This window comes from Hamadaea sp. NPDC051192 (assembly GCF_040682475.1).
Lineage (GTDB): Bacteria > Actinomycetota > Actinomycetes > Mycobacteriales > Micromonosporaceae > Hamadaea > Hamadaea flava.
Map to the genome: position 1 here is coordinate 167,999 of NZ_JBFBAZ010000001.1, position 14,664 is coordinate 182,662.

Genomic DNA, 14,664 nt, shown 5'->3' on the forward strand with positions numbered 1-14,664 from the left:
CAGGGTTCTGGGTCGAATCTTGGTGCAAGATTCGACCCAGAACCCTGATCCAGTGCCCAAAGGCGTCCAGAGGCGGCTAGCGGCGGCGGTTCTTCTTCTTGGGTGCGGAGTCCTGTGGCGCGGCCACGTAGGTCCCCTTGCCCAGGATCGACGTCGGCGGCGGCGTGAAGTACCGGATCGGCTGGCCCTTCAACGCGTCCCGCAGCGTCCAGGCCACCGCCTGAAGTGGAATGTTGTAGTTCCAGTCGCCGACGGCGTGGAACGGATTGTCCGGGTCGGCCATGAAGCTCGCCGCGGCGAGCTCGGGCGTGAAGCCCACGAACCAGGCCGCGCGGGTGTCGTCGGTGGTACCGGTCTTGCCCGCGATCGGACGGCCGATCATGTTGTAGACGCTGCCGCCCGTGGTGTTCCAGCTTCCGCAGCCGCCCTTCGAGGCCCCGTATCCGGTGACGCAGCGGGCGGCGTCGGTGGCCGCGTGGGCGACCTCTGGGCGTACGACCTGCTTGCAGCGCGGTGCGGCGACCTCGACGGTCTGGCCCTGTTCGTTGGTCCAGGTCGTCGCTGTGCCGTCCGGGTTGGTGATCGACTGCACCGGAAGCGCCTCGCAGTAGAGGCCGTCCCCGGCGACCGCGGCGTACGCCGTGGCCATCTCCAGCGGCGTGGTGTCGGCGACGCCCAGGGTGAACGCGCCCCACGTCTTGCTCCGCGGGTAGGTCGCCATCATGTCGTCGATGTCGTTGTGCCAGGACAGTCCGAGGCTCTCCGCCATGCGTACCACCGCGTCGGAGCCGACTGCCTGCTCCAGCTGCACGAAGTACGTGTTGACGGACTTCCCGAAGCCGGTCCACATGTTCTGCGTACCGGTCATCGAGCCGCTGGCGTTCGTCGGGCACCACCGGCCGCCCGCGCACGAGCCGCGTTCGCCCCAGCCGGCCCAGTACTTCGAGACCAGGCGCTGCGGTGAGTAGTACGACTGGTTCATCTTGAAGCCGGCCTGCAACGCCGCCAGCAGGGTGAACATCTTGAACGTCGAACCCGCCTGGTAGCCCGCGCCGTTGAAGCCGCCGCCGTTGAGCGGGTTCACCGTGTTCGGGTAGGTGCCCGGGATCTTGCCCGCCTTGTTCCAGTCGGTATTGGTGCCGTTGTTCTTCTGGTCCAAGGAGTACGTGCGGTTCAGGCCCATCGCCTTGACCATGCCGGTACGCGGTTGCACGAGCACGACGCCGTGGGCGTACGGGTTGCTCTTGCTGACGTTGGCGAGCACGTTCTTCTGCGCCGCCGCCTGCACCTTGGGATCGATGGAGGTCACCACGCGATAGCCGCCGCGACGCAGCTTGGCCTCGCGTTCGGCCGGGTTGTTGCCGAACGCCGGCTGCGACATCCACCACGACTTGAAGAAGTCGCAGAAGTACCCCATGCTGTTGATCTTCGGCGCGATCGAGATGCAGTCGTTCGGCGGGTTGGTGATCTTCAGCTTGATCGGCTGACTGGCCGCCTGCTTCGCCTCGTCCGCGGACAGATAGCCGAGATCGGACATCCGCTGCAGCACGTAGTTGCGTCGTTCGGTGGCGGCCCGTTGGTTGGAGGCGGCCGGATCGTAGAGCGAGGGCGCCTGCACCAGGCCGGCCAGCGTCGCCGCCTCGGTCGGGGTCAGCGCCTTCGGCGTCTTCGAGAAGAAGATCTGCGACGCCGCGAAGACGCCGTACGCGCGGTGCCCGAAGTAGGCCACGTTCAAGTAGCGCTCCAGGATCTCCTGCTTGGACATCTGCTTCTCGAGCGCGATCGCCAGCCGGATCTCGCGGATCTTACGGCCGCTGGTCTGCTCGGTCGCCTGCTGCACCTCGGCCGGGGTCTGCGCGCCGTCGCGCAGGGTCGCCCGGACGTACTGCATGGTCAGCGTCGACGCGCCCTGGGTCACCTGGCCCGAGTTGTGGTTCGCCACGAACGCCCGGGCGATGCCCTTGACGTCCACGCCGTTGTGCTCGTAGAAGCGGGCGTCCTCGCTCGCCACGATGGCGTGCTGGATGTTCTCCGACATCTCGCTGATCGGCGTGTACTTGCGATGTTCCTCGTAGAACGTGGTCAGTAGCGTCTTGCCGTCGTTGGCGTAGACGTAGGTGGTCTGGGCGGGCGGTTGCACCGTCAACTCCGCGGGCAATGCCTGATACCAGTCGAATCCGGACTTCACCCCCAGCCCGCCGACGGCGGCCAGAGGATACGTCACCGCGGCCACGATGACGCCGGAGATGAGCCCGGCTCGCAGAATCGGTGTCATGCGGCCGGTCGCGGCGAGGGTGCGCTTTATCACCAGTCCAAGGTAGGACATGTCCCGCTTAGAGGTGATTGAAAGCGACAAACGGCACGAGGAAAAGCAGCCCTCCGTCGCCTACGCGACAACACCCTGTGATCTCCTAACGACGTGCCGCACCCCGAGAACACGCCCGAGCCCGATCTGCTTCATCACGGCGATGTGGAGGTCGGCCCGGACTCCGGCGACCTCGTCGACCTCGCCGTCAACGTCCGGCTCGCGCCCATGCCCGGGTGGCTCGCGACGCCGCTCGCCGATTCCCTGGCGCACCTCTCGGCGTATCCGGATGATCGCTCGGCCCGCGAGGCGGTCGCGGCCCGGCACGACCGCGCGAGCACCGAGGTCCTCCTGACCGCGGGCGCCGCGCAGGCTTTCACTCTGGTCGCTCAAGGCCTAGGGGTACGCACACCGCTAGTCGTGCATCCACAGTTCACCGAGCCGGAGGCGGCGCTGCGCGCCGCGGGCCACGAGGTTCGGCGGCTCGTGTTGCCGCCGCCGTTCGTGCTGGACCCGGCGGACGTGCCGGACGACGCGGACCTGGTGGTGGTGGGGAACCCGACGAATCCCACGTCTGTGTCGCATCCCGTTCGAACCCTGGAGCGACTGGCCCGGCCGGGCCGGGTGCTGTTGGTCGACGAGGCGTTCGCGGACACCGTGCCGGGCGAGCCGGAGAGCTTGGCCCACCGGCGTGACCTGCCCGGATTGCTGGTGTTGCGGAGCTTGACGAAGACCTGGGGGCTCGCCGGGCTGCGGATCGGCTACCTGCTGGGCGCGCCCGAGTTGCTTGCCCCACTGCGCGCGGTCGCGCCACTCTGGCCGGTGAGCACCCCGGCGCTGGCCGCCGCGATCGCCTGTTCGAGCGACGAGGCGCGGCAGGCGGCCGACGAGATCGCCGTCCACCTGGTGGAAGAGCGCGCCCATCTGGTGAGCGCCCTGCGTACGCTGCCCGGCGTAGCCGTGGTCGGCGACCCGGCCGCCTCGTTCGTGCTCGTCCGCCTTACCGGAGCCGCGCGCGTACGCGAGCAGCTGCGCCTGCGGGGCTGGGCGGTCCGCCGGGGCGATACTTTCCCCGGGCTGGGCCCGGACTGGTTACGCGTCGCCGTCCGTGACACGGCGACCACCGACGCGTTCGTCGAGGAACTGCGCACGGTCCTGACGGCCGATCGAGGGGAGCTTCAAGCATGAGCGAGTTGGTTCGGCGGACCGTTGACGCGATCGGGCCGCTCGACGTGTCCGCGATGGACGCCGCCCGGGCCCGCCACGGTCGCCTGACCAAGCCGACCGGGTCGCTGGGCACCCTGGAGGAGCTTTCGATCCGGCTCAGCGGCCTGGCCGGGGTATGCCCGCCGCCCTTGCTGGATCCCGCGACGGTCGCGATCTTCGCGGGCGACCACGGCGTCCACGCGCAGGGCGTCACGCCGTGGCCGCAGGAGGTCACCGCCCAGATGGTCGCCAACTTCGTCGCCGGTGGCGCGGTGGTCAACGCGTTCGCCCGGCAGACCGGCGCGCAGGTCACCGTGGTGGATGTCGGTGTCGCGGCGACGCTGCCGGATGAAGCCAAGCTCGTGGCGGCCAAGGTACGCCCCGGCACCCGGGACTTCACCGTCGAGCCCGCGCTCACCCGCGAGGAGACCGAGCGGGCGATCGAGGTCGGCATCACCGTCGCGCATCAGCTGGTCGACGGCGGGACGCGAGTGCTCGTCACCGGCGACATGGGCATCGCGAACACCACGCCGGCCGCCGCGCTGATCTCGGCGTTCACGGGCGCCGACCCCGGCCGCGTGACCGGCCTCGGGACGGGCATCGACAGCGACACCCACACCAAGAAGGTCGCCGTGATCCGCAAGGCGCTGGACCTGCACCGGCCGGATCCGGCCGACCCGATCGGCGTACTGGCGGCGGTGGGCGGCCTCGAACACGCCGCGCTCGCCGGGCTCATCCTCGGCGGGGCGGCGCGTCGCGTACCGGTGATTCTGGACGGAGTCATCGCGTGCTCGGCGGCAGTCGCCGCGGTCGAGCTCGCGCCGGACGCCGCGAGCGCGCTGATCGCCGGTCACCTCTCGGTCGAGCCGGGGGCGGCGGTCGCCCTCGCGCACCTCGATCTCGATCCGCTGCTCGATCTCGGCCTGCGGCTCGGCGAGGGGACCGGCGCCCTGCTCGCGCTGCCCATCGTCGCCTCGGCGGTACGCGTACTGCACGAGGTGGCCACCTTCGATTCGGCTGGTGTCACGGAGAAATGAGCTCGTTGTATCCCCTCGGCCTGCGGCTGGACGGCCGCCGGGTAGTGGTCGTCGGCGGTGGCGCCATCGCGACCCGCCGGATCCCGGCGTTGCTGGAAGCCGGTGCCGATCTGCTCGTCGTCGCGCCTGAGCTGACGCCTGCCCTGCAAGGGTTGCGGGACGCGGGCCGGTTCGAGTGGCGCGGCCGGGCCTTCGAACCATCCGATTTGGACGGAGCTTGGCTGGTGCACGTCGCCGTGGACGATCCGGTGGCCGCCGCCCAGGTGAGTTCGGCCGCCGAGGACTTGCGGGTGTTCTGCGTACGCGCCGACGACCGGCACGCCGCGACCGCGTGGACGCCGGCGGTGACCCGGCACGGGCCGGTGACCGTGGCAGTGCTCGGCGGCGGCTCGCCCCGGCTGTCGATGAACGTGCGCGACCGGATCGCGGCCCTGCTCACGTCCTCGGCGGACACCGATCGGCGACCCGGGACGGTGGCCCTCGTCGGCGGCGGGCCAGGCGACGCCGAGCTGATCACGGTCAAGGGACGGCGACTGCTCAACGCGGCCGACGTGGTGGTCGCCGACCGGCTCGCGCCCGGCGTACTGCTGGACGAGCTGCGCCCCGAGGTCGAGGTGATCGACGTCGCCAAACTGCCCTACGGCGCCGCGGCGACGCAGGAGCACATCAACGACCTGCTCGTCGACCGCGCGCTCGCCGGCAGATTCGTCGTACGCCTCAAGGGCGGCGACCCGTTCGTCTTCGGCCGGGGTGGGGAAGAGGCGCTGGCCTGCGCGGCGGCGGGCGTACCGGTCGTCGTCGTGCCCGGGGTCAGCAGCGCGATCTCGGTGCCCGCCGTCGCCGGAATCCCGGTGACCCATCGCGGGGTCACGCACGAGTTCACCGTCGTCTCCGGACACCTCGCCCCGTCGTCGGCGCAGTCGCTCGTCGACTGGACCGCGTTGGGCCGGTCGCGCGGCACGATCGTCGTGCTGATGGGACTCCGGCATCTGGCCGAGATCGCGTCGACTCTGATCGCGGCCGGGCGTGATCCGGCGACCCCGGCGGCGGCGATCCAGGAGGGCACGACCTCGCAGCAGGTCGTCGTGCGTGCTCCGCTGACCGAGATCGCCACTGCGGCGGCCGATCTGCGTACGCCCGTCATCACTGTCATCGGTGAGGTCGTTTCCGTGCCTATGTCCGGAACTGCGCCATTTGATGATATTTAGCCGATATAACTAGTGGGTGAGTGCTACAGGCAAACTTGGGGCGATCAAGTGGGTCGGCCTGGCGGGCATAGTCGTCGTCCTCCTCGGCACCGGGCACATCCTCGGCCGGATGACCGGCAGCAAACCCCACGCCGCCCCCAGCTCCAGTGCTGCACCCGCTGAGCAGCTGAGCAAGGAAGGCACAGAAGCCGGCGTCGCCCAGGGCCCGGCGCTCGCGGCGGTGCCCGCGCCCCGGCGCGTGCCGATCACCGGGCCGGGTCGGCCACCCTTGCCCCGCGAAGCCCGGGGTCCGTTCGGCAGCCGGGTCACCACCGGCTATCCCGACATCGCGTTGACCTTCGACGACGGGCCCGACCCCCAATGGACGCCACAGGTGCTGTCGCTGCTCCGCGCGTACCACATCAAGGCGACCTTCTGTGTGATCGGCCTGATGGCGGCCGAGTTCCCGCAGTTGGTCCGGGAGATCGTGGCCGAAGGCCACACGTTGTGCAATCACAGCTGGCAGCACGACGTGGGGTTGGGCCTGCGGAGCGAGGCCGCGATCACCGCGGACCTGAGGCGGACCAACGAGGCGATCCGCCGCGCGGTGCCGGCGGCCAAGGTCTCCTACTTCCGCCAGCCGGGCGGGGCCTGGACCCCGGCGGTCGTCGCGGCGGCGACGCGCCTGGGGATGAGCCCGCTGCACTGGCAGGTGGACCCGCGAGACTGGGCGAAGCCACCGTCGCGCAGCATCGCGATGACGGTGATCACCCAGACCGGGCCGGGCTCGATCGTGTTGATGCACGACGGCGGCGGCAACCGGCAGAACACCGTCACCGCCCTGCACTCGGTGCTGCCGAACCTGGTGACCCGCTTCCACCTGGAGGCGCTGCCGCCCGGCGTCGACCCGCCGAAGCTGTACGGTGTCAGCCAGCCGCTGCACGCGGGGCAGGTCTAGCTCAGCGGATGTTGCCCGTGTGGCCCAAGGAGTACTGACCCGGCTGCGGCCAGATGAGCAGCCCGTGCGGACCCGATCCCACCGGGATGCGCGCGCGGAGCTGACCGGTGTTCACATCGATCGCGTACACCTCGCTGTGGTAGCGCCCGGCCAGCCACAACGTCTTGCCGTCGGCCGAGACCCCGCCCATGTCGGGGCTGCCGCCGCCGGGGATGCGCCACTTCGTGATCGGCTTGCGGGTCGCCACGTCCAGCACCGAGATGCTGCCCTCGTCGCGATTGGAGACGAAGGCACGCTTGCCGTCCCGGCTGAAATAGATCCCGTGCGCGCCCTGTCCGGTGGGGATGAAGCCGGTACGCCGATTCGCCTGAGCGTCGAAGACGTAGACCCCGTTGGCGTGCATGTCGGCGGTGAAGAACGCCGACCCGTCCGGCAGCAGCCGTGTGTCCTGCGGCATGCCCTCCGGCACGACATCCAGCGGCAGGTCCCGGACCAGTTTGCCGGTCGCGACGTCGATGACCACCATGCGGTTGGCGAACTCGCAACTAGCGAGGGCGAGCTTCCCGTCCACGGTGAAGTCCATGTGGTTGATCCCCTCGCACTGGGGGAAACTCGCCGACTTCACCAGCTTCCACGACTTCGGGTCGTAGAAGTCGATCCGCTGGTACGCCTCGGCCACCACCCAGGCGTACTGGCCACCCGGGGTGAAATAGAGGTTGTAGACGTCCTGCACCGGGATGATCTTCCCGGGCTTGCCCGTCCGGGGATCGATCGGCAGCACCGACCCGCCCGGCACTCGGCTCGACGTCACATAGAGCGTACGCATGTCGTAGGACGGCACGACATGCTGCGGTTCCGCGCCACCGTAGAAGTGGTCGACCACTTTGTAGGTGACCGGATCGATGACGTCCACATCGTCGCTCTGCGTGTTCGGCACGTAGACCAAAGCCTTGTCTGCCTTCACATCCGCGCGCAGATGATTGGCCGCCGCGTCGGCGTACACGTTGAGTTTGCCGTTGGTGGGGCTCGCGCTCGGACTCGCGGCACTGGCCGGCGGTGCCGCGTTGTCGGCGGTGTCCTTGCTCGGGCTCTCCGCGCAGGCCGCAGGGAGCGCTAGGGCACAGGTCAGCAGGAGAGCGGTGTATCGACGCACTCTGGTGACGATATGTGTGATTTGTGGCTACGGGGTGGCAATTCGCTGGCGTGGCACCGGGTTTCCGCCGATCAGGACGGGCAACGGGTCCTGCGTCAGGCTCCATCCGCGCATCTCCGGCGACAGGTACCCCAAAAGCTTGTGGATGGTGATGTGGTCCGCGGCGAGATGGCGGTGATAAATGGGCTCGTGGTGCCCGATGCGGTTGCGCAGATGGAGCACGAACTTCAGCTCGCTTCGCAGCGTGCCACGTGGGCCGTGGAAGTGGGGGAAGGCCCGGTGCAGGCCGCGGCGCCAGAGTTCGACGTCGAACTGCGAGTTCAGGAGGCCGACCCAGAAGCCGAAGGACATCTCCGCGACGAGTGTGTCGCGGGTCAGCGGCCGCCGCTCGAACTGAAGCCGACTGATTCCTTCAGCGGTCCTGGCGCTGAGCTTCGAATCTTGGCGAAGCGTCGGGTGCTCCCACCATTCATGCGGGCTGGCAAGGACCTCAAGTTGATCGACGAGTGAGTTTCTCAGCGTCACTTCGAGATTGCACAATGGCCGCAGAAAACTCCCCGCGATGTCCTGGTTCCAGCGGTAGAGACTCAACGCTTTAGTAACGTCACCCTCAGTCGCTCTTAGGTAGGTTGCCATGCGTGCAGGCGAGATGGCGTCACACACTTCGGTGAGCACTTGCGAAACCTCCCAGGTGCTGGCTAAACTGAACACAATGGGCCCCGGGACCGCCTCTGCGAAAGCAAGCACCCGGGGCAAGCTCTTTTTCTGGCTCAGGGCAAATTAGACCCTCGCCGAATAGTCGCGCAAGTTGCTCGCGAATCAGCTTGTGGATAACGCTGTTCATTACCGCATTCTGTGGATAAGAAATGGGGTCCGCCTTTTTCTGCGGACCCCATTATTAGTCAGAAGTGCGGTTTGTACGCCGGAGACGGGTGATCTCCGGAAGCCGGCGTACCTCATCCACGAGCGGTTGGGTACACGGGCTTCCGGAGATCACCGAACGAGCCGCGGTGCGGGTTATGAGTCGAGCAGGGTGGCGCAGCGGATCAGGCCGAGGTGGCTGTAGGCCTGCGGGTGGTTGCCCAGCCCGCGCTCGGAGTCGGGCTCGTACTGTTCAGGCAGCAGCCCGGTCGGTCCGGCCGTGTCGATCATCAGCTCGAAGAGTTCCTCGGCGTCGGCCCGCCGGCCCGTCCGCAGGTACGCCTCGATGAGCCAGGCGGTGCAGATGTGGAAGCCGCCTTCGCGACCGGGCAGGCCGTCGTCCCACCGGTAGCGGTAGACGACCGGGCCGCTGCGCAGGTCGGCTTCGATGGCGAGCACGGTGGACAGGAAGCGGGGATCGTCGTCGGCGAGCAGACCGGACAGTCCGATCCAGAGCGACGACGCGTCCATCTCCGGGTGCCCGTACGCCACCGAGTACGCCTGGACTTCCTCGTTCCAGCCGTAGGTGAGGACGTTCTCCGCGATCTTGTCCCGCAGGGCGATCCACGCGCTGTGGTCGGCGGTGCTGTGGTGGCGGGCGACCGAGATGGCGCGGTCGACCGTCATCCAGCACATGACCTTGGAGTACACGTGGTGCCGGGGCGCGATGCGGGCTTCCCAGAGGCCGTGGTCGGGCTCGTGCCAACGGCGTTCGACCGCCTGGACCATCGCCTCGAGGACTCGCCATTCCTCGTCGCGTACCTTGCCGCGCTTTTCGACGACCGCCGCGAGGAGGTCGGCGATCGGGCCGAAGACGTCGAGCTGGAGCTGGGCGTCGGCGGCGTTGCCCACCCGGACCGGCCGGGAGCCGGCGTACCCGGGGAGGGTGTCGATGACCGCCTCAGGGCCGAGCGGGTAGCCGTCGATCCCGTAGAGCGGGTGCAGCCGTTCCGGGTGCCCGCCCGTACGCTCGACGCAGCCGTCGACCCAGCGCAGGAAGGCCTCGGCTTCGTCCAGCGAACCCAGGTCCACCAAGGCGCGAGCCGTCATGGCCGCGTCACGGAGCCAGCAGTAGCGGTAGTCCCAGTTGCGTACGCCGCCCAACTCCTCGGGGAGCGACGTGGTGGCCGCCGCGAGGATGCCGCCGGTGGGCTGGTGGCAGAGCCCGCGCAGGGTCAGTGCGCTGCGGAGGGTCAGTTCGCGGTGCTTGGCCGGCAGTTTCAGCGTGCCCGCCCAGTCCCGCCACGGCCGTTCGGAGGACTCCAGCCGTTCGATGGACGGGATCGGGTGCGGTGTCGCGTCGTGTGAGCCGAACTTGAGGTCCAGGGTCAGCTCCCCGCCGAGGGCGGCGAGGTCGACGCGGGCGCGGGCGGACCCACGGTCGGTGTCGATCTCCCAGTCCACGCCGGGGCTGCAGAGCGCGGCCGGCTCGTTCGAGCCCAGTACCAGGACGCCGCCGTCGCCGATGGGCTGCAGGCTCACCGCCACTTGGCCGAATCCGGGGCGGGGCGCGAACTCCAGCATCGCGGGAACGTTTCCGGTGATCCGCCGGACGAGCGAGTCCCCGGCCAGCCAGTCCGTGACCGTCAACCCCGACCATCGAGTCTCGACAGTCATGGTGCCGGGCCGGTAGCGCTGCCCGAGCGGCGTACCGCCGCGTTCCGGCCGGACCGTGAAGTGCCCGGCCGGCGAACCGCCGACGAGGTCGGCGAAGATCGCGGAGGAGTCGGGTCGCGGGTGGCAGAGCCAGGAGACCCGGGCGTCCGGGGTCACGAGCGCAACGGTGTTGCCGTCGGCCAGCATCGAATGCCGCTCGATCGGGACGGCCCGTTCGCCGAACAGCCAGTGCCGCCGCGTCTCCAGCAGCAGCCCGAGTACGCGAGCCGCCTGGAACGGGTCGGCGACGCGATACGGCGCGGCCGTCTCACCTGGGCCGACCTTGATGCCGACGTCCGGCCCGTGCAACTGCTTGAAGGCGTTCTCGTCGGTGACGTCGTCGCCCACGAAGAGCACTGCGCTCGCCGACAACTGCGTACGCAGAGCGTCGATCGCGGTGCCCTTGTGCGTCGAGATCACCGACAGCTCGATGACCTCCTTGCCGTGCGTCACATGCACATCCGGCCAGGACGCCGGGCCGCTGCGCACCGCGTCGGCGGCGGCCGTCGCGATCGCCGGTTCGACGCCGCGCGTGTGGAAGGCGATGGACGCCGGCTTGGCCTCCAGGCGTACGCCGGGGAACTGCACGCAGATGGCGGTGAGTTCCGCCTGAAGTCGCGTACGCAATGCGACCAGCTCCGGAGCGAGACGTTGGACGAAGCCGACGTCGAACTCCGAGCCGTGCGATCCGACCAGATGGACCTCACTGGGCAGCCGCGACAAGGCGGCGAGGTCACGCAACGCGCGGCCGGAGACGACCGCGACGGTGGTCTGCGGGAGGGCGGCGAGGGATCGGATGGCCGCTACCGCCTCGGGGAGGGGTTTGGCCGCGGTCGGGTCTTCCACGATCGGCGCGAGGGTGCCGTCGTAGTCGCAGGCGACAAGCAGCTGCGGCACCCGGGCGATCCGGGTGACCGCCAGGCGGAGGTCGGGGTCGAAGCCGTCCGCGGAGACCACGTTCTCCGCGGCGGCGATGGAAAGTGCTGTGTTCATTAGAGGCTGCCCAGCTCGGTGAGGAACGATCGTGCCCAGTGCGCCACGTCGTTTCGGCGTAGGTGGCGTTGCATGATGGACATACGTTTGCGGGCTTCGTCCGGGTCAACGTGTACGGCTCGCAACAACGAGTCCTTGACGGCGTCCAGGTCATGTGGGTTGCACAGGAAAGCCTGGCGAAGCTCCGAGGCGGCACCGGCGAATTCGCTCAAGACGAGCGCGCCGCCCGCGTCCGCGCGGGCGGCGACGTACTCCTTGGCGACCAAGTTCATGCCGTCCCGTAGTGGAGTGACCATCATGACGTCCGCCGCGCGGTAGAGCGCGGCGAGTTCACTGCGACTGTACGACTGGTGCAGATAATGCACAGCAGGCACGCCGACACGCCCGTAATCACCGTTGATCCGACCGACCTCACGCTCGACTTTCACCCGCAGGGCTTGGTAATGCTCGACTCTCTCGCGGCTGGGCGTGGCCACCTGGACCATCACCGTCTCGGGGACGGTCAGCCGTCCCTCGGCGAGCAACTCCCGGAACGCCTTCAACCGGTGCTCGATGCCCTTGGTGTAGTCGAGCCGGTCCACGCCGAGGATGACCGTCTTCGGTTCGCCCAGCTCGGTGCGGATCTGTTCGGCGCGCGTACGGATCAACGGGTTGTCGGCCAGCCGGTCGATCTCGCCCACGTCGATCGAGATGGGGAACGCCGCCGCCTTGACGCGGCGGTCCTCGTACTCGATCACACTGCCGGACACCGGGCAGCCCAGCACGTGGTGGGCCAGCCGGACGAAGTTCTGGGCGGCCAGCCGCTGCTGGAAGCCGACCAGGTCGGCGCCGAGCAGCCCGCGCATGATCTCGGCCCGCTGCGGGAGCTGCATGAACAACTCGATCGGCGGGAACGGGATGTGCAGGAAGAACCCGATCCGCAGGTCGGGCCGCTGCTGCCGGAGCATCGCCGGGACCAGCTGGAGCTGGTAGTCCTGAACCCAGACGGTCGCGTTCGGCGCGGCGACCTGGGCGGCCGCCTCGGCGAACCGGGCGTTGACCTCCCGGTAGGAGGCGGCCCAGCGACGCCGGAAGATCGGCGGCTCCACCGCGTCGTGGTAGAGCGGCCAGATCGTCGAGTTCGACATGCCCTCGTAGTACCGGGCGATCTCGTCGGCGTCGAGCGGCACCGGGTGCAGGCGGATGCCGTCCACCATGAACGGCGCGGGCGCCGGCCCGGCTGATCCGGCCCAGCCGATCCACGTGCCGTCCCGTTGGACGAGGACCGGGTGCAACGCCGTCACGAGCCCGCCGGGGCTACGGCGCCAGCGCCGCCCGCCGGCCCGTTCCTCGTCGGGCACTTCGTCGACCGGAAGTCGGTTGGCGACCACCACGAACGAGCTACGTCCCGTCATGACCTGCATCCTATCGTGGCGATCTTGCGCTATTTCTCCCGGACGCGACGTTTGTACCCACGCATGTCTGGGTAAACCCGCTGCTCAGGACCCTTCGCGCCACCGATTGGTAATCGGCAGGCGGCGGTCGCGCCCGAAGGCCTTGAAGCTGATTTTCGTTCCCGGAGCGGACTGGCGGCGCTTGTATTCGGCACCGTCCGTCATCCGGATGACCCGGTCGACCAACGCCACGTCGTGCCCGGCCGCGATCAGCTGGTCCCGGCCCAGGTCGCCGTCGACGTACCCGGCCAGGATGGCGTCCAGCAGCTCGTAGTCCGGCAGGCTGTCCGAGTCGAGCTGGCCCGGCCGCAACTCCGCGCTCGGCGGCTTGCTGATCGAGTTCTCGGGGATCGGATCGGCGATCCCGCCGAGCGCGACCGTGTTGCGCCACCGGGCCAGCTGCCAGACCAGCGTCTTGGGCACGTCCTTGAGCGGGTTGAATCCGCCGACGGAGTCGCCGTAGAGCGTCGAGTAGCCGACCGCCAGCTCGCTCTTGTTGCCGGTGGTCAGCACGAGGTGACCCTCCTGATTGGACAGCGCCATCAGCACCACTCCGCGTACGCGGGCCTGCAGGTTCTCCTCCGCCAGCCCGGTCAGCGTCATGTTCGCGAGGAAGGCGTCCACCATCGCGGCGATGGGTTGTTCGCGATAGTCCAGGCCGGTGCGTTCGGCCAGGTCCACGGCGTCGCTCTTCGAGTGCTCCGACGAGTACCCGCTCGGCATGCTGACGCCCACGACCCGTTTCGGGCCGAGCGCGTCGACCGCGATGGCCGCGACGACCGAGGAGTCGATGCCGCCCGACAGACCCAGGACGACGGACTTGAAGCGGTTCTTCTCGACGTAGTCCCGCAGGCCCAGGACGAGCGCGCCCCAGACCTCGGCCTCGTCCGGCAGCCGCTCGGCGACGCCGCCCACCGCCCGGTCGCCCTCCGGTTCCGTCCATGAGGTCGCCAGCGTCTGAAGTCGCAGCGACAGCCCGGCCGCCGCGCCGGGCGGCGTCCACGCCGGGTCGGCCGCGGGCAGGTCCAGGTCGTGCACGAGGAGTTCCTCGGTGAACTGGCCCGAGCGGGTGAGCAGCTCGCCGGCCGGTCCGACGATGATCGAGTCGCCGTCGAAGGTCAGCTCGTCCTGCCCGCCGATCATGTTCACGTACGCCACCGCCGCGCCCGCCTCGACGGCTCGCCGCGCCACCAGCGGGAGGCGTACGTCGTCCTTGTTGCGCTCGTAGGGCGAGGCGTTGATGTTGACGACCAGGGCCGCGTGGGCCGCGCCGGCGGCGGTGAAGGGGCCGCCCGGCTGCCAGATGTCCTCGCAGACGCTGAGCGCGATGTCGGCCGCCGTGCCGTCGGCCCAGACCGCCCGCACGACCGTGAGGGTGTCGCCGGGGACGAAGTAGCGGTCTTCGTCGAAGACGCCGTAGTTGGGCAGGTGGTGTTTGTCATAGGTGGCCGCGACGGAACCCCGGTGCAGGAGCGCGAGCGAGTCGCGGGGGCCGCGCCGGACGGTCGAGTCGGCGCCCAGCCGGGCGGGCCCGTCGGCGTCCAGGTAGCCGACCACCACGGCCACCTCGCCGAGCCCGTCGGCGGCCAGCTCCTCGGCCAGCTTGGCCAGCGCCGCCTTCGAGGCCTGCACGAACGACTCGCGGAAGGTCAGGTCCTCGATGGGGTAGCCGGTCAGCATCATCTCGGGAAAGGCGACCAGGTGGGCGCCGGACTCGTGGGCCCGCGCCGCGAAGGCGCGCACGGTGGCGGCGTTGCCGGTCAGGTCGCCGACGGTGGAATTGACCTGGGCCAGAGCGATGCGCAGTGTCGGCAT

The 14,664-nt window shown here is 69.2% G+C and carries 10 protein-coding genes; 4 read left to right on the plus strand and 6 right to left on the minus strand.

Going from position 1 to position 14,664, the window contains the following annotated elements; all coding sequences use genetic code 11:
• Positions 1 to 76 precede the first annotated feature (76 nt).
• On the minus strand, positions 77 to 2,308 hold the full coding sequence (locus AB0M47_RS00795; RefSeq protein ID WP_363406171.1) for a transglycosylase domain-containing protein: 2,232 nt from the start codon (positions 2,306 to 2,308) through the stop codon (positions 77 to 79).
• A gap of 111 nt (positions 2,309 to 2,419) precedes the next feature.
• Here AB0M47_RS00795 and cobC point away from each other — a divergent pair, with 111 nt between their 5' ends.
• The 4 genes from cobC to AB0M47_RS00815 are packed head-to-tail and all read left to right on the plus strand — an operon-like array spanning position 2,420 to position 6,693.
• Complete coding sequence (gene cobC, locus AB0M47_RS00800; RefSeq protein ID WP_363406174.1) at positions 2,420 to 3,493, plus strand: Rv2231c family pyridoxal phosphate-dependent protein CobC; 1,074 nt, start codon at positions 2,420 to 2,422, stop codon at positions 3,491 to 3,493.
• Between the two features lie 5 nt (positions 3,494 to 3,498).
• Complete coding sequence (cobT, locus tag AB0M47_RS00805; RefSeq protein ID WP_363406413.1) at positions 3,499 to 4,548, plus strand: nicotinate-nucleotide--dimethylbenzimidazole phosphoribosyltransferase; 1,050 nt, start codon at positions 3,499 to 3,501, stop codon at positions 4,546 to 4,548.
• Positions 4,545 to 5,756 carry a uroporphyrinogen-III C-methyltransferase gene (gene cobA, locus AB0M47_RS00810; protein ID WP_363406177.1) on the plus strand — a complete coding sequence of 404 codons (1,212 nt, stop codon included), beginning with the start codon at positions 4,545 to 4,547 and terminating at the stop codon, positions 5,754 to 5,756. Before cobT ends, cobA begins: the two co-directional genes overlap by 4 nt.
• A gap of 16 nt (positions 5,757 to 5,772) precedes the next feature.
• Entirely contained in the window at positions 5,773 to 6,693 is a 921-nt protein-coding gene (locus tag AB0M47_RS00815) for a polysaccharide deacetylase family protein (protein WP_363406180.1), read from the plus strand.
• Position 6,694: 1 nt separating this feature from the next.
• Here the strand turns inward: AB0M47_RS00815 and AB0M47_RS00820 are convergent, their stop codons facing one another.
• The 5 genes from AB0M47_RS00820 to AB0M47_RS00840 form a co-directional block, all read right to left on the minus strand.
• Positions 6,695 to 7,846: a beta-propeller fold lactonase family protein gene (locus tag AB0M47_RS00820; protein WP_363406183.1), complete on the minus strand. Its 1,152-nt coding sequence runs from the start codon at positions 7,844 to 7,846 to the stop codon at positions 6,695 to 6,697.
• 27 nt (positions 7,847 to 7,873) lie between these two features.
• On the minus strand, positions 7,874 to 8,521 hold the full coding sequence (locus AB0M47_RS00825) for a hypothetical protein (RefSeq protein ID WP_363406186.1): 648 nt from the start codon (positions 8,519 to 8,521) through the stop codon (positions 7,874 to 7,876).
• Positions 8,522 to 8,863: 342 nt separating this feature from the next.
• Positions 8,864 to 11,416 carry a trehalose-phosphatase gene (gene otsB, locus AB0M47_RS00830; RefSeq protein WP_363406189.1) on the minus strand — a complete coding sequence of 851 codons (2,553 nt, stop codon included), beginning with the start codon at positions 11,414 to 11,416 and terminating at the stop codon, positions 8,864 to 8,866.
• A complete protein-coding gene (locus tag AB0M47_RS00835) occupies positions 11,416 to 12,810 on the minus strand; it encodes a trehalose-6-phosphate synthase (RefSeq protein WP_363406192.1) in 1,395 nt (464 codons plus the stop codon). The genes otsB and AB0M47_RS00835 overlap by 1 nt, the downstream gene beginning before the upstream one ends.
• An 84-nt stretch (positions 12,811 to 12,894) precedes the next feature.
• Positions 12,895 to 14,664 (minus strand): NAD+ synthase, encoded by a 1,770-nt coding sequence (locus AB0M47_RS00840; RefSeq protein WP_363406195.1) that lies wholly within the window; start codon positions 14,662 to 14,664, stop codon positions 12,895 to 12,897.